A 19,804-nucleotide genomic window follows, 5' to 3' on the forward strand; every position below is an offset into this window, starting at 1 on the left:
AAATTATGTGTTAATCAGCTTATACTGGTGTTACAAGTCGCAATAACTCGCCGCAAATCCAAGCCATATAAGTTGCTAATGCATACCCCAAAACAGAGAGCAACACTGCGACTGGCGCAAAACCTTTATGAAAAGCGATAGCAACCACGGGCGATGATGCCGCGCCACCTAAATTACATTGACTGGCAATCGCCATATATGCAACAGGAGAGCGGGTCATTAAGCCAATAAAGATAACCATAGCGGCATGGATCAGCAGCCATAAAAAACCAATAATAAAATAAATGGGAAAATCGGCGATTGCGGTAATATCCATCTGTAATCCCATAATGGCGATTAAAAAGTACAACATCACCGACGCGACCTTAGATGCACCAGCGTCCTCTAACAGCCGTACTTTAGTGTATGACAACATCACACTAACGCATGTCACTATAATCACAATCCAAAAGAACTCTGACGTTAAACTAAACTTTGCCAGCTCAGGGTATTCGCGCTGAAAAAATGGCACCAGTAAATCAGCGCCAGCATGTCCAAGCCCCATAACCCCAAAGCCTACAGCAAAAATCAACATAAAATCAGTTAACTGTGGCATCTGCTTAACCTGTTTATCAAGCGATGCCGCTGACTGTTGCAAGATCTGCAAGCCTTCAGTATTTGCTCCGGTTTTTTGATCAATAACAGCCGCATGTTTAGCGCAAAAAAGCAGGAAAGACATCCAGATTGCAGAAAACACCACATTGACGGTGATCATAATCGAGAAAATAGCATCCCCGACTGAAAACACTTCTTTCATTGCTAACTGATTAGCTGTGCCACCGACCCAGTTTCCAGCGAGCGTCGCCATTCCACGCCACGCCGCGTCACTGCCAGACCAAGTTATTGAATCAGGCACCAGAGTAGCAAAACAGTACAACACAATGGGTCCGCCTAAAATCACCCCTACACCACCAACAAGAAACAAAATGATGAGTTTAGGACCAAGCTGAATAATCGCCTTTAAATCAACGCTTATAATCAATAAACAAAGACATGCAGGCATAAGGTAACGCGAAGAGATAGCCGCCAACTGGCTATCTTGAGGATCAACAAAACCGGTCGCATTGAACAGTGACGGCAAAAAATAGCACATCACCATCACAGGCATAAATCGATACAGCTTTTGCCAAAACGGCTTCTTTAACTTACTGGTATAAAATATCGCACCAAGTAATAGTGCAATGAGTCCAAAAATAACGGGGTCAGCGGTGATCACTAAAATTCTCCGGCAGTGCTCCCCTTATCGTGATAAAAGTCGCGCCACTAACAGTCTGTATTACAAAATGCTAAAAACTTACTCGCCAGCTCTCCAAGAGCCTCATTTTCCCGAGTGATTGACCAGTACTGACGCTGATGTTCCCAGCACGCTAAATCGAGTTCAACCAGCTCTCCACGCTCAACTTCTTCAACTACGGCTAACCAAGGTAAAATGCTGACGCCTATTCCAGTACCAATTGCACGCTTAATCGCACCCATTGTGGTCATGGTAAGCTCTTGCTCAATGTTTACTTTGGCACTCTTTAATAACTGCACCGCTCGAATACGCGAAATAGAGTTAGTTTCATCAAGCACCCACAGCTCTTGCGACAAACGTTCAGCAGTTATTGGCTCAGCAACAATGGGATTGCTTCGGCCCGTTACAATACAAATCTTGTCTTTCAACCACTTAGTGCTATTCAGGTTTTGGCAGCCCGGTTTAGCATCAATAAAACCTAAATCGAACTCTTTCTCACTAACCATCTGCTCAATAGTAATACTATTACCAATAACTAGCTTAATATCTACCCAAGGAAACTCTTTCTTAAATAACGGAATTTTACGCGACAACACATAGTTACCTGCAGTTTTACTGCTACCCACTTTCAAGCTGCCACGGATCCCATTCGATTGGTCACAAAACATCTGCTCAAGCTGCATCCCTTTAGAGAGCATTTCATTAGCATAAGGCAAGATCACTTTACCGTTATCATTAATAACTAAGCCATTACTGTTGCGATCAAATAAACGACTGCCTAGCGCACCCTCGAGCTCTTTCAATGCCATACTGACAGCAGGTACAGACATGTGCAGATCTTTGGATGCTTTAGAGATCTGTCCGTTATGGTGAATAGCTTTAAATATTGTGAGTTGCTTTAGCGTAATTCTCATATTTTCATCTTATTTTTTGGAATCAACTAAAGTATATCGAAACCAAAATTTAAGATTAAATTAATCCTAATTAAAAGTCTGGAAGTGTTAACTAGGTACAAAGTTAGCCGTTTATTTGACCTAAAACAGCTCAACAACCTGATTGGACGTTACTTTAAAAGTATGTAACACAACCACTAAAATACTAGCACGCCCCTTAAATACTGTTTTCAACTGGTTTTTATTTAATATTACTACAATTACTACCACAACGATTAAAACCAGTTTAAAACATATTGTTTTTAAAGTTAGACAAAACATCTATGATTATAAAACCACTACCAACCGCCGCTAAAAATATAACAACACCTAATTAGCCCCACAACATTAATTGAAGAGCTGGATCAAAACCGATAATTAATAGCTCAATTGTTCGCTACTATGTCAACTTCATCTTTGAGCATACAAGAAATACATCATTTGGTGAATTGAGAAATTTGACTACCAACAAGTAAGTCAACTAACTAAATAGATGGACAACCTTCAAAACTAGTAATTAAACCAAAGCGGCACAATGATTACTACACCGCTTAATTAAATTATAAAAATCTTTTACAATTAAATTCCATTAGAACTTAAAGCTGTAATCCATATAAATCCTGTGGTCTACATTGTCACCTTTGACTCCTTGAACAGATCCTATTTCAGTTGATTGGTAATCAGCATACAAATAACGTAGCGACAAGCCTTTTGCCATAGGCACTTTATAACGAGTATCGATAGCAAAGAATTTTTCCTCCGCTACCCCCAAACTTGCGTCGGCAGCATTTTCAATATCAGTACCTTTGGCATAAGTAACCTTAGTCGTTAACCCATCAAAGAGATAATTCAGTTTGCCAAAATCAACGCCTGCACGAACTAACCATACCGATTCATTAGTATTGGTAAAATCCGGACCGATTGGCGCACGAGTTGGAAGCGGGTTAGAACCATGATCGCCTTTGTAGTTATCTTCAATCCAGATCTCTCCAGTTTGGCTAAAAGCAACGCCTACGCTAAATGCATGAATTTTATAGTCCGCATCGAGAAACCACACAGAACCATCGTTACTTTCAATACCGTCAATATTCTTATCGCCGCTCTCGGTAAACAGCGCACCGTTATCAGACGAAGTAAAATAACCACCAGAAAGTTTGAGCTTTCCTTTACCTATTGTATCATTATAACTCGCGCGTAAACCAAATTTAGCTAGGTAATCCTCTGACACCATATACTCTACATCTGCGTTAAATTTGCCTTGTTTAAACTGGGCACCAACACCCCAAATAAGCTCAATCTGAGGACCATCAGTATCAGCTGCAAAATCTGTCCATTCATCGCTATTACGGCCACTCCACTGATCAAACGCATAGCCATATACCTTTACAGAGTCGAGTGGTTGATAAGAGCCAGTTAAACCACGGAAACTACTTGGAATTGCTCGACTCGTTGAAGTGCTAAAAAACATCTGCTTGGTTTTTTGATAACCCAATTTTAATGAAAGCCCATCAGTAGGTAACACCTCAATATAGGCTTGGCCTATTTTTCCAAAAGCGCTTTCAACATTATTTTTATCATTCGGATCATCAGGCATAATACCTGGAGCATTATCTGTTCCGGTTGAGTTTATATTGGCAACACCATAAGCAGACAAGCCAATATTAAACCAACCTGCAATCGTACCTGATTGATAATTTAGTTCTAAGGCTTGCGCTAAGGTATTACTGTCTTTATCTGGAGTTTCATCATATTCACGATCAAAAAATATTGTACGCGTTTTTACTTCTAGTGAATCATTATCTGTTATACCATCAAGCGCGTAAGCATTATCCATAAAAGTAAACTGGCTTACCAGCGCCAATGAAATAGCCGAAAGTTTATTTTTTTTGTTCATCATCAAATACCCATATTTATATTTTGTTAAAAAGCATATGAGTATGTTTTATTTTTATTTTTGACAACGATCACACCAAAGATAAGTAAATAGCATTTTAAGAAAAACTTAAACCTGTTTAATAAAAACCGAGCCAACTACCTAATATGATATAGGTCTAAGTTTTATGCTATTTAAATGATTAACCTAGCTCCAAATCAGGCTAGCAACAAAACACCTGAATAACAAAACTATGGAGCAAATGATGAAACTAAATAAAATCAGTTCGATAATGGCTGTATTGCTATTAACTTCTGGCGCTGCTGTTGCGAAAAGCAATGATCTTGCAGGTTTCCATGCCGATATGGCTGGTTGTGACTCTTGCCACGCCTCAGCCAAATTAAAAGATATCAAACAAAGCTTAACCGACAGCCAAACACATGAGAACGCCCAATGTAAATCTTGCCATGGCTCTTATGAAGAACTTGCCAATGACAAACTCGCATTTGATCCGCATACATCACACTTAGGAGATATTAACTGTACCTCTTGCCACACTGCGCATGCTAAACCACAGTTAACATGTAATAACTGCCATAACTTTGAAATGGATATGCCATTTGCTGATTCCAAAGCGAAAAAGAAATGGGATGGTTCATGGGATCAAGCCAAAATTCAAAAGGCTATCGATAAAGGCCCAGTTGAAACTGTCGATGTCATCATCGTTGGTGGTGGTTCAGCGGGCTTTAACGCAGCAATTTCTGCCAAAGAAGCAGGCGCTAAAGTCGTACTATTTGAAAAAGCTGCCTACACTGGCGGTAACTCTATGCTTGCAGCAGGTGGTATTAACGCTGTAGGTACACCACAACAAAAAGCCAAAGGCATTGAAGATACAGTTGAATGGTATGCAGAAGATGCAATGAAGGGCGGCCGTTACCAAAACGATCCTAAGCTAGTTAAGATCTTAGCTGAAGAGTCGGCTGATGCGGTAGCGTGGCTTGAGTCTTTAGGCGCTAACATGAACGATCTAAAACGTTCTGGTGGTGCACGAGTAGAACGCACTCACCGTCCATCTGGTGGCGCTTCAGTTGGCCCACACATTATCGACACATTACGTAAAGCTGCAGACAAACGTGACATTCCAGTACGCGTAAACTCACGCGTTGAGAAGATTGTACTGAACGATGACCAATCTATTGCTGGTGTTGTCGTTCATGGCCGTCACAGCGGTTACAACATGATTGCTGCCGGCTCAGTTGTACTCGCTACCGGTGGTTACGGCATGAATAAAGAGATGGTGTCTTACTACCGTCCAACCATGAAAGATATGACCAGCTCTAACAACGTGACTGCAACAGGTGATGGTATCTTACTAGCCAAAGAGATTGGCGCATCGATGACTGATATCGACTGGGTACAAGCGCACCCAACAATCGGTAAAGATAGCCGTATTCTAATCTCTGAAACTGTACGTGGTGTGGGTGCAATCATGGTTAATACCGATGGTGAGCGCTTCATTAACGAACTAACAACCCGTGACCGTGCATCTGACGCCATCCTTAAGCAAAAAGATCAATACGCTTGGTTAGTGTTCGATGAGCAATTAGTTGAAAAGAAAAAGATGGTTCGCGGATATGAACATCTTGGCATGCTAAGCAAAGCAAACACCATTGCTGAACTAGCTAAAATCACTGGTATGAGCCAACTAGAAGTCACTGCAACTGAGTACAACAAGTACCAAGCCAGCGGTAAAGATGCAGCCTTTAGTCGTGAAGATATGCCGTTAGATCTTAGCAAGCCACCTTTCTACGCCGTTAAGGTTGCTCCAGGTATTCATCACACAATGGGCGGTGTTGCAGTTGATACCGAAACTAACGTGTTGAATCTACAAAGCTGGAAAATGCCTGGTCTATTTGCTGCTGGCGAAGTGACTGGTGGTGTACATGGCTATAACCGTCTAGGCGGTAATGCGATTGCCGATACCGTAGTATTTGGTCGTAAAGCGGGTGAAAACGCGGCTAAGCACGCACTCGCTAAGTAACACCTATCACCATCATCCCCCTGTAAACAAAAGGCCAAGTCAGTAGACTTGGCCTTCTTATTTTGATACTGGCACCCTAAATAGGTGTAGCATCCTTAAGCGTTTTTACATTAGAGTCCATAGGTGTAACTAGCACCTAAGCCTAGCGGGAAACCTAATGCCCAATAAGCCAGTAGCCACACACTCCAGATAGACATCAATGCCAAGCTAAATGGCAGCATCATAGAGATAAGCGTGCCAATACCAATGTTCTTCACATAGCGCTGACAGTAAACCACTACTAGCGGGAAATAAGGCATAAGAGGCGTGATGATATTCGAGCTTGAATCACCTACGCGGTATGCCGCTTGCGATAAGTCAGGGCTAATGTTTAACTGCATCAACATAGGCACTAATACTGGACCAATTAAAGCCCATTTAGCCGATGATGACCCTACAAATAAGTTCACAAAGCCAACTAGAACAATCATACCAACGACAGTGATTTCAGCCGGTAAGTTTAACGCTTTTAAGCCACCCGCTCCTTCAACAGCGATTAATGCGCCAAGGTTTGATGCCGAAAATGCCGCCACAAACTGCGCACAGAAAAATGCCATAACGATGTAGTGCGACATGCCGCTCATCGATTTAGACATCGCTTGTACAACATCACCAGAAGTCTTAAATGCGCCGGTCATATAACCATATACAAGGCCTGGCAACATAAAGAAGATGAAGATGAGCGGCACAATTGACTGCATCAATGGCGCTTTAAAGCTCGTCAAGGAGCCATTCCCATCTCGCAGCGTTGAAGTTTCAGGCACGGTTAACGAGAAGAAGGCTGCAATAGCCACTACCATCACTAAGGTTGCAACGCGGAATGCTTTAATCTCAGATGGCTTTTCTTCTTCCATCGCTGGTAAATCGACCTCTTCGCGATTCACCTTATGGGTACGATTTAGGCGAGGCTCTAATACTTTATCGGTTAGATACCAAATAACCAGCGTAATAGGGATACAAGACGACGCAGCGAAGAACCAGTTATTTAACGGGTTAACTTCAATTGTAGGATCAACAATTTGCGCGGCAGCTTGAGTAAAGCTCTGCAATAATGGGTCAATACCTGAAGGAATAAAGTTGGCACAAAAACCGCCTGACACACCAGCAAATGCTGCAGCAATACCGGCTAGCGGGTGGCGTCCAACGGTGAAGAAAATAACGCCTGCCAGCGGAATAACCACCACATAACCCGCATCAGTTGCGGTATGAGAAATAATACCGACTAAAACCACTGCCGGAGTTAGAAACTTAGCAGGAGTGATTTTTAACATGCGTTTTAGCGCAGTATTAATAAAACCTGAGTGCTCAGCAACCCCCACACCTAACATCGCGACCAGCACCACACCTAATGGGGCGAATGCGGTAAAAGTGGTTACCATCGATGTTAAGAACTTAGTTAGCGCTTCTGCGGTTAGCAGGTTATTAACCACAATTGGAGAATTCGTGGTAGGGTCGATGGCATCAAAACTCACGCCCGATAGCAGCGCTGACAGCGCCCATACCGCAAACATCAAAATTAAAAATAACATCGCAGGATCAGGCAGCTTATTACCAACCCTTTCAATGCTGTCTAATGCTTTACCTAGCATTCCTTGTGGCCCTTGATCACCAAGAGCCTGTTTATCTGTGTTCATCATTCAACCTATTTTTATGTTTTCTCATATGCCGCCATGCAATTAACCACCCCTTGGTTGCTTGCGAGACAAAACATCGAGTATTTTTATAACCTAATAGAATAAAGACTTAGTCTGTATTTAAACTTAAATGCTGCCGATAAAAACAATAAAACCCTGACGAGCTGCAGGGCTTTATTTTATTTAGCGACCAACAATCAGCGCAAAATACTTAGCGCTTATTTGCTAGTGTCGATTGGGTCAAAAGATTTGATTAAATCATCAATCGCTTTCATTTGGGTTAAATAGTTCTCTAACTGATTTAGTGGCAAGGCACATGGGCCGTCACACTTAGCATTGTCAGGATCTGGATGCGCCTCGATAAATAGGCCTGCTAGACCTAATGCCATACCACTACGTGCAAGCTCTGTCGCTTGAGCGCGGCGTCCACCGGCGCTGTCAGCTCGTCCGCCAGGGCGCTGTAGTGCATGGGTCGCATCAAAAATCACCGGGTAACCCGTTTGCTTCATTTCATCCATACCTAGCATATCGACAACTAGGTTGTTGTAACCAAAGCTTGAGCCACGCTCACAAAGAATAATTTCGTCGTTACCTGCTTCATTAAACTTAGTGATGATATGACGCATTTCGTGTGGCGCTAAAAACTGCGGTTTTTTCACGTTGATGATGGCGCCAGTCTTTGCCATCGCAACCACAAGATCGGTTTGGCGAGCTAAGAAAGCGGGTAGCTGGATAATATCAACCACTTCAGCTACTGGTGCGCACTGGTAAACTTCGTGTACGTCGGTAATTAAAGGCAGGTTAAACGTTGACTTGATCTCTTCAAAAATCTTTAGGCCTTCTTCCATGCCTGGACCACGGTAAGAGTTAACTGATGAGCGGTTTGCTTTATCAAAAGAAGCCTTAAACACATAAGGGATCCCTAGCTTTTGAGTGACTTCGGCATAGGTTTCTGCAATTTGCATTGCCAAGTCACGTGACTCAAGTACGTTCATACCGCCAAACAGTACAAAAGGCTTATCGTTTGCGATTTCAATCGAACCTAAACTAATGATTTTATTGCTCATCAATCTCTTCTCTCTTCGTGAGCCAAGGTCTGTACCTTGGCATTAATCAACTAGGTTTTCGCTGCGACTTAAGTCGCCACAGCTTGTAAAATCTGGCCACAAATCCATGCCATATAAGTGCCTAAAGCATAGCCCAATACTGCTAGTAGTACACCTACAGGGGCTAAAGCTGGGTGAAAGGCTGCAGCCACTACGGGGGCCGATGCCGCGCCGCCAACATTGGCTTGACTACCCACAGCCATATAGAACAGTGGCGCTTTTATTAACTTAGCCACAATCAGCATAAAGCTAGCGTGTACTAACATCCAAATGATACCAATAGCAAAGAACCACAGGTTGTCTGGATCGGCCAATTTTGACACATCCATATGCAATCCGATGGTTGCGACCAAAATATACAAGAATGCTGTCGCAACTTTTGAAGCGCCCGCCGCTTCGATATGTCGTACTCGTGTAAACGACAAAATTAAGCCAATCGTAGTAACCGTGACGATTAACCAGAAAAACTTAGAGGTTAAGCTGTAATCTCGAGTCCACGGATAATTGGTTTCGAAAAATGGGCCTAATAAGTCAGCGACTATATGCGCTAAACCTGTAACACCAAATCCAATCATCACGATCATCATCAAGTCTTTCAAGCTAGGAATGCGAGCATTCTCTGCATGATACTTTTCGACTTTATCTTTCAGCGCTTCAAGCGCGGTGGTATCGGCACCTGTTTTTGCATCAATCTGCTTGGCTTTCGACGCCATAAATAGCAGAACTGCCATCCAAATATTCGCCACGATAACGTCCACCGTCACCATAATGGAAAAAATATCACCGCCTACGTCATAAATTTCTTTCATTGCGGCTTGGTTCGCTCCGCCACCAATCCAGCTACCCGCAAGGGTCGTCATGCCACGCCAAACGGCATCAGGCCCTGTCACCCCAAGTATTTCGGGGTTTAAACTTGAGACAATCAGTAGTGCAATGGGCCCGCCAATCACGATACCCACGGTTCCGGTTAGGAACATAATAATCGCTTTCGGCCCTAACGAGAGAATGGCCTTTAAGTCGACACTTAAAATCAGTAATACCAAGCAGGCTGGCAGCAGGTAACGCGACGCAACAAAATACAGCTGTGACGTATTACCATCGATAATATTGAAGGTATTTAATAGCGATGGTAAGAAATAACACATCAGCAAAGCTGGAACGAAAGTATAAAACTTCTTCCAAAACGCATTGTTGCTATTACTGGTATAAAACACAAAACCCAGTACTACCGCCAAAATACCTAATGCGGTAGCGTCATTTGTCACCAGTGCACTGGTCACTGAAGCTGAACTACTCATGATCCTATTCCCTTAATATTGGCAATGCTTTGCCTAATTATTATTCTTTTATTTCAATTTGTTGGTGTGATTTTTAAGCTTATTTTTAACGGCGCGTTTTTATTATCTTTTTCAAGCAATGCGCTCTGTTTAAATCTTTTGCCCTAGTTTGAAGCGGCTATATCAACACAAAAGGGCCCTTAGGCCCTATTGTGATTCTTAATGGAAAGTTTCAACTTCCTCTTTAAGTTCTTTTAATTGCATTTTCACCAGCTCAATTACCGGATCATGCGGACTATTTTCTACAAAGTGAGTTAAGTCTGCCGCAGCAACACTTATACAGCCAAGTTGCTGCGCAATAAAGGCGCGCTCTCGATTTAGATTCAAATCATCGCTATGCCATTGAAGCAACAAGTTACAGCACTCCATCGCTGGCTCAAACTTGTGGGCCAAGATGCTGCCAGCTTTCATTTCATGCAGCATCCGAGACACTATCCGCTTAATGCTAGCAGGCTTTAGGTAACTAGATTTAAAGCTCGCTCCATTACCTAGCTCACCCCGTACAAACACATGTAGCTGATGCTTGCTCAGCTCCGCGCCTGTAAGCGGGTCAATATAACGGATCTGATCATCGATTTGACTACAAAGTACAGTTTGCCCAGGCAACAACAGTAAATCTAATTTAAGATCTAACTGCTTTGCCAGTAGCATCAATACTGTTGCTAGCGTTGTGCTATTACCTTGCTTCGAGGTTAAGCATTTGCCTAAATCGGCAGCCTCGGCACTGTAATAGTCTTCGCGGGGGCAAAAGCCCAAGTCATTATAAAACCAGTTAAGCAGCCCATTTAATCGCTCGCGCCTATCAACCACATAGAAGCTGAGCACTGACCCAGCCAACTCTAGCCACGCCCAGTTGCCATTCTTAGCCTTAGAAAAACCTAAATGCTCAGCAATGTCTAAAGCCGTCTCTGGAAGCTGAATTGAGTCGTTAATTGTTAAATCAGTCATTAACCAAGTAACACCGATTGCTTTAATATCGCCAGTTTTGCAGCGTAAACAACCCAACCAATAGCACCAAAGGCTGCAAACACTTTAAACAATGTATTGCGATTCGCTTTAAGCGCTATGGTTGCCAAAACGATATAGGCTACAACGGCACCCAGTTTTTCTGTCATCCACGGATCAACAAAAGGGTACTGCTTAATGGAGAAGCATAAAATCAATCCAGATAGCAGCAAGAAAGTATCGATAACATGAGGTGCTATTTTAATCGCTTTCTTCTCCAGTACCGGAGACTTACGTAAATGCAATACAAAACGGACTAAGAAAAACAATACGCTAGTCGCGATAAGCGTCATATGCAGGTGCTTAAACGCAGGGTATAAACTGTAAAAAGTTTCCATGAAAAAAGGTCTATTAGCCGATAAAGGCGGCTAGTGTAACCCATACCTTAATCCATAACCAATATCAGGCGATGACAACACGCTGAACCGCACAAAGTTTAATCAAGCCAGAGTTTTACCCATTAGTCTCTCGCTATTATCAGCTTGTCATTTAGCCAAACTTTGGGTTAGCGTAATGGCCTTAATTCGTTGCTAAACACCATAGAGGCATTATTAATGACCAACAAGATTCAGTTTGTTCTTGATGACAGTGATGAATTTGCCGATGCCGTTAAGCGTAAAATCGCTGAATTTAACTGGCAACATTGGGAAGTGTCTGAACGATTACCGTTAGGCTTAAAATTAGAGACTGAAAATGGTGAATTACTCGCAGGCTTTTCTGGTAGAACCTTTGGCCATTGGCTGATGATTGACAACCTTTGGGTCGATGAAGGTTTGCGAGGGCAAAATGTTGGTCATCAACTACTTGAGCAAGCCGAAGCGATTGCCTTAGCCCGCGGCTGCCGCTCTGCAATCTTAGATACTTTAAACTTTCAAGCTAAGCCATTTTATGAAAAGCGTGGTTATCAACTGCAGTGGACACAACAGACTTACCCTAAAACAGGTTGTAAGCACTTTATGGTTAAACAGCTTTTATAACGAGCAGACAGTAAGCGCTTATAGCCATCAGCATAGAAAAAGGCACTATTAATAGTGCCTTTTCTGTTTTAACGCCAAAGTCTTAACGAGGCCAGCGGCCTAATGTACAGCGATCATTACTACCAAAGTCACGCACTGTGGCAACATTTTCGTAGCCCAGCTCGGTTAACTTATCTCTGAGCTCGATAGCTTGTTGATAGCCATGCTCAAGTAACAAGTAGCCACCAGGAGCAAGGTAATCACGCGCAGACTCGGCAATGTGAAACAGATCTGCAAACCCTCTCAACGGCGCAGTCAGTGCACTTTGAGGCTCAAACCTAACATCACCTTGAGAAAGATGTTCGTCTTCCTCATCAATGTAAGGAGGATTGGACACGATCAAGTTAAAGTCATAACACTCAACCGCATCAAACCAGTCACTTTGAAACACATCGACTTGCTCTAGCTTTAGATTGGTACGATTCTCTTTGGCTAATTCAACCGCATCATCCACTTTATCAATCGCACACACTTGCCACTCATTGCGTTCATGGGCCAATGACAACGCTATCGCGCCAGTCCCTGTACCCAAATCGAGTACTTTAGCCGTTTCTGCTAATGGTAAGTTAAGCGCCGTCTCTACCAAAATTTCAGTATCTGGACGTGGGATCAGCGTTGTTGGATTCACTCTAAATGGCAGTGACCAAAATTCCCTTTCCCCCACAATGTGAGCGATGGGGTTACCACGTAAACGCTTGGCGAGCATTTGTTTAAACTCAAAGACTTGCTCTGGCTCTAAGCTTTTTTCAGGCCAAGTATATAAATAACTACGAGGTTTATTAATCACATGAAGCAACATGACCTCAGCATCAAGCGATGCTGAGTCAGAGATACTTTCAAGCTGAGAAGAGGCCCACTTAAGTGCCCCTGAGATAGTTAATTGCAAGGAATATCCTTATTCATCTGTAGCACAATAATTATTTGAGTGAAGGATTAACCTTCACCTAGTGCTGCAAGCATATCCGCTTGGTTTTCTAGAATGAGAGGCTCGATAACACAATCGATATCGCCTTCCATAAATTCGCCTAGGCGGTACAGAGTTAAGTTAATTCTGTGCTCACTTACGCGACCTTGTGGGAAGTTATAAGTACGGATACGCTCTGAACGGTCACCACTTGAGACTAAGTTACGACGCGTACTTTCTTCAGCACTACGGCGCTTTTCGTCTTCAACCGCTTGAATACGTGCAGAAAGCACGCTCATCGCTTGGGCACGGTTTTTATGCTGTGAACGCTGATCCTGACACTCAACAACAATACCTGTAGGAATATGCGTAATACGAATAGCCGAATCGGTTTTGTTTACGTGCTGACCACCAGCACCCGATGCGCGGAAAGTATCAACTTTCAGATCGGCCTTGTTGATTTCAATGGCTTCAGCTTCAGGCACTTCTGGCAATACAATAACGGTACAAGCAGAAGTATGAACACGGCCTTGAGATTCAGTCTCTGGAACGCGCTGTACACGGTGTCCACCAGACTCGAACTTAAGTTTGCCGTAAACGCCTTCACCACTGATTTTAGCAATCACTTCTTTAAAGCCGCCATGCTCACCTTCATTGGTATTCATGACTTCAATTTGCCAGCGTTTACTTTCAGCGTATCTGCTGTACATGCGGAACAAATCGCCCGCAAAGATAGCTGCTTCGTCTCCACCCGCGCCTGCGCGAATTTCAATAAAGCAGTTATTATCATCATTAGGATCTTTTGGCAGCAACAGGATTTGCAGTTCATCTTCAAGCACTGCAATCGCCGACTTAGCGACTTTAAATTCTTCCTGAGCCATCTCTTTTAGCTCTGCGTCATCTTCTTCCATCATCTCTTTAGCAGATTCTAAATCTTCTTCTGCTTGCTGAAATGCTTTAAAAGTTCTGACCACATCCTCTAATTGAGAATATTCTTTAGACAAGGCGCGAAAACGCTCCTGATCAGCGATAACACCTGCATCGCTCAGTAACGCCAGTACTTCTTCGTTACGTTCAAGTAAGCCTTCAAGCTTACGAATCACACTGTCCTTCATTTAAACGCTAACCTTAGTCTTTATCTAGTCCAAGCACAGCTCTTAATTGTCCAAGAGAATTCAAATCCCCTTGTCGACTCGCAGCGGTAAGCGCTTGTGTCGGTGCATGGATCAGCTTGTTGGTCAGCTTATTGGCTAGCTCCAGTAAGACTTGCTCACTATTACCACCTTGGGCCAATTTGTTGACCGCTCGCTCTACCAGTTCATCTTTAATCGCCATACTCTGAGTGCGATATTCACGGATACTGTCTACCGACTCTAGTGAGCGGATCCATTCCATAAATAGATAAGCTTGATCTTCTGCAATTAATTCTGCTTGCTCGGCAGCTTCTCTTCGAGATGCCATATTTTGTTCAATAATGCTTTGCAGGTCATCTACGGTATAGAGAAATGCATCATCTAGATCCGCAACTTCAGCCTCGATATCTCGAGGAACTGCTATATCAACCAATAACATAGGTTGATGACGACGCTGTTTAAGCGCTTTTTCTACCATGCCCTTACCAAGTATTGGTAATGGGCTAGCCGTAGAGGATATCACGATATCGGCCTTAGGGAGAAAATCTGGGATCTGTTCGAGTGTAATTGCTGTGGCACCGAACTCGTCACACATGGCTTCTGCACGTGAAATGGTTCGGTTTGCAACCACCATGCTTTTAACACCATTGTCTTTTAGGTGACGTGCAACTAACTCTATTGTCTCACCGGCGCCGACTAATAATACTTGAGTCGTGCTAAGTGATGAGAAAATATGCTTTGCCATGCTCACCGCAGCAAAGGCTACCGATACGGCAGCAGCACCAATTTCGGTATCAGTACGAATTTTTTTGGCGACTGAAAAGGTATTTTGAAACAAGCGATCCATTGTCGCTGCAACGGTACCCGCTTCTTTTGCTTTCACAAAAGATTGCTTCACTTGGCCTAAAATTTGCGGTTCACCCAAAATCAGTGAATCGAGACCAGCAGATACACGCATTAAATGCTTAACCGCTTCTTGACCTTTATATTGGTACAAGCAGGGCTCAACATCTTCATGGGATAGTTGATGATAATCTTCCAGCCAAGCAACGACATCAGCAGCTTCACTATTATTACAGTAAAGTTCTGTGCGGTTACAGGTGGAAATGATGACGGCTTCCCCCGTTAGAGTACGAGACGCTAGACTCTTCATGGCATCATGAATTCTGTCTGGTGCGAATGCGACTTTCTCACGTAGGTCGACCGTGGCCGTTTTATGGTTAATTCCGATTGCTACAAGGCTCATTTGACTCGTTCTGGACTCTTGGGCATCTCATTTATTGGTGCCATTCTACTGAATTGGTGTTGTTAAAAACAGAATACGCTTAACAAAACCGAATAATAATCTATGTTCTTACCCATTTTTTCAATTAGCATCACTTTTTTAACTATTCATATATAGTTATGTCACGCTAAAACGACATTGAGCATTGTGCAAAAGCATATTTTTGCATATGGGCATTGGTAATTCATTCAACCCCTCGTATCATAAGGGCTCTTTTATATCAGTAATAGATGAATAATTTGAGCCGGTTCACAAAAAACACTTATCTATGGTTGATATTGAGCACTATTTTCATTAGCGGCTGCTCAACTACCATACCAGACAACCTAATTCCCGTCTCTGTTAACAAAGTGCAGCAGGCTAAAGCATGGGAAATGCAGGGGAAACTTGCCGTTAGAACACCGCAAGATAGGTTTAGCACTAACCTATATTGGCTCCATAGCCCCGAGCGCGATGAACTAAAACTAACGACCATGCTAGGTACTACGGTGCTGTCTCTTTCAAGCTATGCTGGTAACGCGACACTTGAAGTTGACGGTAAAACCTATACCGATACAGATGCACAGCGCCTGTTGACACGCGTCTCTGGCTGGTCTATTCCTATCGAGTCGCTACCACTATGGATCACCGGCCAGCTCACTCCAGGCGATAAACTGATCAGCACTGATAACCAGGGGCGCCCAGTTAAGCTGGTAAACGCAGAGCTACTTCCCCCCTGGGAAGTTGATTTTAAAAGTTGGCAAGCTCAAAGCGGTGCAGAGGTACCTCGACTACTCAATTTACAACGTGGTGATATTCATCTAAAGCTACAATTGAATCAATGGCAGGCCTTAGCACCACAAAGCCAAATTCTTATACAACAAACCTCAAATACTGAGAGCTCTTTATGACTGCGCCACTTTCACTAGGCTGGCCGGCGCCAGCAAAACTTAACCTATTTCTGCATATCAATGCACGGCGCCATGATGGATATCACGAACTGCAAACCTTGTTTCAGTTCGTCGAACATTGTGACTACTTAGACTTTAAAGTGTTAGATAAACCCGAACTCAAATTGCACTCAAATATGGCAGGGGTTGTTGCCGACAGCGATAACTTAATTCTTAAAGCTGCAAAATCACTACAACAGCACACAAAATGTCAGTTTGGCGCTGAAATTTGGCTCGATAAACGCTTACCTATGGGAGGTGGTTTGGGTGGTGGTTCTTCTGATGCGGCCACAACCTTAGTTGCACTAAACGAGTTGTGGGCAACGGGGTTGTCTCTAGCAGATTTAGCTGAGATAGGCTTAAGCCTTGGCGCCGATGTACCTGTTTTTATTAATGGTTTCTCAGCCTTTGCCGAAGGCGTAGGTGAAAAACTAGAAAATGTTGAACCTGCCGAGCCTTGGTATCTGGTATTAATTCCTCAGGTCCATGTTTCTACAGCGGAAGTATTCCAAGACCCAGAATTGCCGCGAAACACACCCAAGCTCAGCCTTGAGACGTTAATGAGCAGCCCATGGCAAAATGACTGCCAAGCATTAGTCGCAAAACGCCACCCTCAAGTTGCCAAGACCTTAGGCTGGCTGCTAGAATATGCGCCGTCCAGAATGACCGGAACAGGAGCATGTGTTTTTGGTCAATTCGAACAGGAGCAAGAGGCTAAAGATGTATTGGCGAAGTTGCCTGCATCGATTCAAGGCTTTGTTGCGAAAGGGGCAAATATATCGCCGTTAATGCTGAGATTAGCTCAGTGTTAACCACATTCTGGGATACTTTTTTTAATCCCAGCCACTATCATGAAGCATACGCCTGAGGTTCATACAGTGCCTGACATTAAACTTTTTGCCGGTAACGCAACACCTAGTCTCGCTAAGAAGATAGCCGATCGTCTATTTTGTAAACTTGGAGACGCAGAAGTAGGCGTTTTCAGTGACGGCGAAATCAGTGTCCAAATTAATGAAAATGTACGTGGTGCGGATGTTTTTATCATTCAATCTACTTGCGCTCCTACTAACGATAACCTAATGGAACTTATCGTTATGGTTGACGCGCTTCGTCGTGCATCAGCTGGTCGTATTACAGCGGTTATTCCTTACTTTGGTTACGCGCGTCAGGACCGTCGAGTTCGTAGTGCTCGTGTACCTATTACAGCTAAAGTTGTAGCAGACTTCCTTTCAAGCGTTGGCGTTGACCGCGTATTGACTTGTGATCTACACGCTGAGCAAATTCAAGGTTTCTTCGACGTTCCAGTTGATAACGTATTCGGTAGCCCAGTGTTACTAGAAGACATGTTAGCTAAAAACCTAGAAAACCCTGTAGTTGTATCACCAGATATCGGTGGTGTTGTACGTGCTCGTGCAGTCGCTAAATTGCTTGATGATTCTGATCTAGCAATTATCGATAAGCGTCGCCCACAAGCTAACGTTGCTCAAGTTATGCATATCATTGGTGATGTTCAAGGCCGTGACTGCATCATTGTTGATGACATGATCGATACTGGTGGAACACTGTGTAAAGCTGCTGAAGCACTGAAAGAGCACGGTGCAAACCGCGTATTCGCTTATGCAACTCACCCAGTATTTTCTGGCAACGCTGCTAAGAACATCGCTGAATCAGTGATTGATGAAGTGATTGTGACAGATACTATCCCGCTAAGCCCTGAAATTGCGGCTCTAGAGAAAGTATCTCAGTTGACTATGTCTACGGTTATGGCTGAAGCAATTCGCCGCGTAAGCAACGAAGAGTCAATCTCTGCTATGTTCAAGCACTAATTCACCACGAGTTAGTCAGTAACATAAATAGAAACGCACTCAATTGAGTGCGTTTTTTTATGACTAGAGTTTGCGATTAGGGATCACTCAACAGATCTGTGCTTTAGTGCATCATCTCTAACTGCCTGAGTCACATCATAAGCGATGCTACGACGTAGTTTAACCAGCCAACCATCAACCCTACCCATATCGACTTTACAGCTCTTTTTGCCACAATCAGGACGTTCTGCGCTTATCAACTTAACAGCGACTGTGTTGCTGTTAACCACTAGCTCAGTTTTTATTTTATAGCTCTTATAATCTAAATTAGCATACCTAAGGCCTGCCTCATTTTTACTAAACACCCAGTGGTTACGTTTAACCGCATCCGTCAGCATACTATCTAAATCTTTAACGTAACTACCGTACGGAATGGGGTCTTGATAAAGCTGTAACTCACTTGCCGCCACAGGCATTAAGCCGCAAGCCCCCACAAGCAAAGCTGCACTCATTTTTTTCATATTCTGTCCTTTGAATGGCTTTAACGATGATTATTTGAAATGATTAAAGCCCTTTCAGCTGCTTGTTGATGCTATTTCTAAGATTTTTTATGTAGTTGTAATAACCACGACTATTTTTATAGCAGATGTCATCAATCAATGTCTTACACACATAGTCACCAAGTGCATCATGATATTTAAGCTGCACTAAAGATGAGTTATATTCAATCCGTATCACATTGGTGTCGCCTCGATAATCAAAGCGCGCCATAATGTACCCATCGCCTTCACCTTGATACACCCAAGCAAAGCCCTTTGTGGTCAACATCCCCTCTAGAATGGCGTAACGGATCTTATTGAGATCATCAGTATTCGTCTCAACTTCTTTATGAACGGCGCGAATATAGCGATCTGAGGACTTTGGTTGGATATTGTCATCGATTTCAAGTGTTGATGGCGCAGCTTGCACAAAAGCACTTAAAGACATGAAATATGTAATAAGCAAGGTTTTTACAAACCTCATAGTATTCACTCCTTGAAAAATACAGAGCAAAATCCTAGCACAAATTTAGAGCTTTAGTTTCTAGCTTTAGTTTCTAGCTTTAACTGCGAGTTTTAGCTTTGAGCTTTAGTTTAGAGTGTTAGTTACTAGCTTTAGCCACGAGCTCTTTTATGGAAGACGAACAAAGTGATGAAAAAAGTGAGCCTGACGAACACTGTTTTGAATAAGCTTGAAAATGCAGGTTTTAAAATGCAGAAAACAAAAAAGCCCATCCGAGGATGGGCTTTCTTTTATATGGCTGGGGTACCAGGATTTGAACCTGGGAATGCCGAGATCAAAACCCGGTGCCTTACCGCTTGGCGATACCCCAATCAAACTTTCTAACGCATAACCAGCCTTAGCTAGCAATGTTAAATAAATGGTACGGGAAGAGAGACTTGAACTCTCACACCTTGCGGCACCAGAACCTAAATCTGGCGTGTCTACCAAT

General features: G+C 43.1%; 18 protein-coding genes and 1 tRNA gene. 5 read left to right on the plus strand and 14 right to left on the minus strand.

Going from position 1 to position 19,804, the window contains the following annotated elements; translation table 11 throughout:
- Positions 1-19 precede the first annotated feature (19 nt).
- From ACVBJC_RS07095 to ACVBJC_RS07105, 3 genes are all read right to left on the minus strand, one after another.
- A complete protein-coding gene (locus ACVBJC_RS07095; RefSeq protein ID WP_447160174.1) occupies positions 20-1,255 on the minus strand; it encodes a DUF819 family protein in 1,236 nt (411 codons plus the stop codon).
- A 47-nt stretch (positions 1,256-1,302) separates the two neighbouring features.
- Complete coding sequence (locus ACVBJC_RS07100) at positions 1,303-2,187, minus strand: LysR substrate-binding domain-containing protein (RefSeq protein ID WP_447160175.1); 885 nt, start codon at positions 2,185-2,187, stop codon at positions 1,303-1,305.
- Positions 2,188-2,794: 607 nt separating this feature from the next.
- A complete protein-coding gene (locus ACVBJC_RS07105; protein WP_447160176.1) occupies positions 2,795-4,102 on the minus strand; it encodes an OprD family outer membrane porin in 1,308 nt (435 codons plus the stop codon).
- A 241-nt stretch (positions 4,103-4,343) separates the two neighbouring features.
- Between ACVBJC_RS07105 and ACVBJC_RS07110 the strand changes: the two genes are divergently transcribed.
- Positions 4,344-6,119: a flavocytochrome c gene (locus ACVBJC_RS07110; protein WP_447160177.1), complete on the plus strand. Its 1,776-nt coding sequence runs from the start codon at positions 4,344-4,346 to the stop codon at positions 6,117-6,119.
- Positions 6,120-6,229: 110 nt separating this feature from the next.
- Here the strand turns inward: ACVBJC_RS07110 and ACVBJC_RS07115 are convergent, their stop codons facing one another.
- From ACVBJC_RS07115 to ACVBJC_RS07135, 5 genes are all read right to left on the minus strand, one after another.
- Positions 6,230-7,792: an AbgT family transporter gene (locus tag ACVBJC_RS07115; RefSeq protein ID WP_447160178.1), complete on the minus strand. Its 1,563-nt coding sequence runs from the start codon at positions 7,790-7,792 to the stop codon at positions 6,230-6,232.
- A 218-nt stretch (positions 7,793-8,010) separates the two neighbouring features.
- Positions 8,011-8,859 carry a 3-deoxy-8-phosphooctulonate synthase gene (gene kdsA, locus ACVBJC_RS07120; RefSeq protein ID WP_447160179.1) on the minus strand — a complete coding sequence of 283 codons (849 nt, stop codon included), beginning with the start codon at positions 8,857-8,859 and terminating at the stop codon, positions 8,011-8,013.
- Positions 8,860-8,927: 68 nt separating this feature from the next.
- Complete coding sequence (locus ACVBJC_RS07125) at positions 8,928-10,196, minus strand: DUF819 family protein (protein WP_447160180.1); 1,269 nt, start codon at positions 10,194-10,196, stop codon at positions 8,928-8,930.
- A 198-nt stretch (positions 10,197-10,394) separates the two neighbouring features.
- The gene (locus ACVBJC_RS07130; RefSeq protein WP_447160181.1) at positions 10,395-11,183 is read right to left on the minus strand and encodes a transglutaminase family protein; all 789 of its coding nucleotides are present in this window, start codon (positions 11,181-11,183) and stop codon (positions 10,395-10,397) included.
- Positions 11,183-11,578, minus strand: coding sequence for a SirB2 family protein (locus tag ACVBJC_RS07135; protein WP_447160182.1), 396 nt, complete (start codon positions 11,576-11,578; stop codon positions 11,183-11,185). Before ACVBJC_RS07135 ends, ACVBJC_RS07130 begins: the two co-directional genes overlap by 1 nt.
- A gap of 216 nt (positions 11,579-11,794) precedes the next feature.
- Between ACVBJC_RS07135 and ACVBJC_RS07140 the strand changes: the two genes are divergently transcribed.
- Positions 11,795-12,217 carry a GNAT family N-acetyltransferase gene (locus ACVBJC_RS07140; protein WP_447160183.1) on the plus strand — a complete coding sequence of 141 codons (423 nt, stop codon included), beginning with the start codon at positions 11,795-11,797 and terminating at the stop codon, positions 12,215-12,217.
- Between the two features lie 82 nt (positions 12,218-12,299).
- Here ACVBJC_RS07140 and prmC read toward each other — a convergent pair whose 3' ends face one another.
- The 3 genes from prmC to hemA are packed head-to-tail and all read right to left on the minus strand — an operon-like array spanning position 12,300 to position 15,539.
- Complete coding sequence (gene prmC / locus ACVBJC_RS07145) at positions 12,300-13,142, minus strand: peptide chain release factor N(5)-glutamine methyltransferase (RefSeq protein WP_447160184.1); 843 nt, start codon at positions 13,140-13,142, stop codon at positions 12,300-12,302.
- A gap of 47 nt (positions 13,143-13,189) precedes the next feature.
- Positions 13,190-14,275, minus strand: coding sequence for a peptide chain release factor 1 (gene prfA / locus ACVBJC_RS07150; protein ID WP_447160185.1), 1,086 nt, complete (start codon positions 14,273-14,275; stop codon positions 13,190-13,192).
- A 13-nt stretch (positions 14,276-14,288) separates the two neighbouring features.
- On the minus strand, positions 14,289-15,539 hold the full coding sequence (gene hemA, locus ACVBJC_RS07155) for a glutamyl-tRNA reductase (protein WP_447160186.1): 1,251 nt from the start codon (positions 15,537-15,539) through the stop codon (positions 14,289-14,291).
- Positions 15,540-15,808: 269 nt separating this feature from the next.
- Between hemA and lolB the strand changes: the two genes are divergently transcribed.
- The 3 genes from lolB to ACVBJC_RS07170 all read left to right on the plus strand — a co-directional run bounded on the left by lolB (position 15,809) and on the right by ACVBJC_RS07170 (position 18,333).
- Entirely contained in the window at positions 15,809-16,468 is a 660-nt protein-coding gene (gene lolB, locus ACVBJC_RS07160) for a lipoprotein insertase outer membrane protein LolB (protein ID WP_447160187.1), read from the plus strand.
- Positions 16,465-17,319 carry a 4-(cytidine 5'-diphospho)-2-C-methyl-D-erythritol kinase gene (gene ispE, locus ACVBJC_RS07165; RefSeq protein ID WP_447160188.1) on the plus strand — a complete coding sequence of 285 codons (855 nt, stop codon included), beginning with the start codon at positions 16,465-16,467 and terminating at the stop codon, positions 17,317-17,319. Before lolB ends, ispE begins: the two co-directional genes overlap by 4 nt.
- A 66-nt stretch (positions 17,320-17,385) precedes the next feature.
- Positions 17,386-18,333, plus strand: coding sequence for a ribose-phosphate pyrophosphokinase (locus ACVBJC_RS07170; protein ID WP_044556501.1), 948 nt, complete (start codon positions 17,386-17,388; stop codon positions 18,331-18,333).
- A gap of 83 nt (positions 18,334-18,416) precedes the next feature.
- Here ACVBJC_RS07170 and ACVBJC_RS07175 read toward each other — a convergent pair whose 3' ends face one another.
- From ACVBJC_RS07175 to ACVBJC_RS07185, 3 genes are all read right to left on the minus strand, one after another.
- The gene (locus ACVBJC_RS07175) at positions 18,417-18,833 is read right to left on the minus strand and encodes a hypothetical protein (RefSeq protein ID WP_447160189.1); all 417 of its coding nucleotides are present in this window, start codon (positions 18,831-18,833) and stop codon (positions 18,417-18,419) included.
- 43 nt (positions 18,834-18,876) lie between these two features.
- Positions 18,877-19,335, minus strand: a complete 459-nt coding sequence (locus ACVBJC_RS07180) for a hypothetical protein (protein WP_447160190.1) — start codon at positions 19,333-19,335, stop codon at positions 18,877-18,879.
- Positions 19,336-19,609: 274 nt separating this feature from the next.
- A tRNA-Gln gene (locus tag ACVBJC_RS07185) sits at positions 19,610-19,684 on the minus strand.
- Between the last annotated feature and the right edge of the window lie 120 nt (positions 19,685-19,804).

This window comes from Shewanella sp. 0m-6, assembly GCF_052977325.1.

What these genes read in the sequence shown, in the direction of transcription:
- ACVBJC_RS07100 (WP_447160175.1), bottom strand. Translation starts at nt 2,187, where the DNA reads ATGAGAATTACGCTAAAGCAACTCACAATATTTAAAGCTATTCACCAT.
- ACVBJC_RS07105 (WP_447160176.1), bottom strand. Translation starts at nt 4,102, where the DNA reads ATGATGAACAAAAAAAATAAACTTTCGGCTATTTCATTGGCGCTGGTA.
- ACVBJC_RS07110 (WP_447160177.1), top strand. Translation starts at nt 4,344, where the DNA reads ATGAAACTAAATAAAATCAGTTCGATAATGGCTGTATTGCTATTAACT.
- ACVBJC_RS07115 (WP_447160178.1), bottom strand. Translation starts at nt 7,792, where the DNA reads ATGAACACAGATAAACAGGCTCTTGGTGATCAAGGGCCACAAGGAATG.
- kdsA (WP_447160179.1), bottom strand. Translation starts at nt 8,859, where the DNA reads ATGAGCAATAAAATCATTAGTTTAGGTTCGATTGAAATCGCAAACGAT.
- ACVBJC_RS07125 (WP_447160180.1), bottom strand. Translation starts at nt 10,196, where the DNA reads ATGAGTAGTTCAGCTTCAGTGACCAGTGCACTGGTGACAAATGACGCT.
- ACVBJC_RS07130 (WP_447160181.1), bottom strand. Translation starts at nt 11,183, where the DNA reads ATGACTGATTTAACAATTAACGACTCAATTCAGCTTCCAGAGACGGCT.
- ACVBJC_RS07135 (WP_447160182.1), bottom strand. Translation starts at nt 11,578, where the DNA reads ATGGAAACTTTTTACAGTTTATACCCTGCGTTTAAGCACCTGCATATG.
- ACVBJC_RS07140 (WP_447160183.1), top strand. Translation starts at nt 11,795, where the DNA reads ATGACCAACAAGATTCAGTTTGTTCTTGATGACAGTGATGAATTTGCC.
- prfA (WP_447160185.1), bottom strand. Translation starts at nt 14,275, where the DNA reads ATGAAGGACAGTGTGATTCGTAAGCTTGAAGGCTTACTTGAACGTAAC.
- hemA (WP_447160186.1), bottom strand. Translation starts at nt 15,539, where the DNA reads ATGAGCCTTGTAGCAATCGGAATTAACCATAAAACGGCCACGGTCGAC.
- lolB (WP_447160187.1), top strand. Translation starts at nt 15,809, where the DNA reads ATGAATAATTTGAGCCGGTTCACAAAAAACACTTATCTATGGTTGATA.
- ispE (WP_447160188.1), top strand. Translation starts at nt 16,465, where the DNA reads ATGACTGCGCCACTTTCACTAGGCTGGCCGGCGCCAGCAAAACTTAAC.
- ACVBJC_RS07175 (WP_447160189.1), bottom strand. Translation starts at nt 18,833, where the DNA reads ATGAAAAAAATGAGTGCAGCTTTGCTTGTGGGGGCTTGCGGCTTAATG.
- ACVBJC_RS07180 (WP_447160190.1), bottom strand. Translation starts at nt 19,335, where the DNA reads ATGAGGTTTGTAAAAACCTTGCTTATTACATATTTCATGTCTTTAAGT.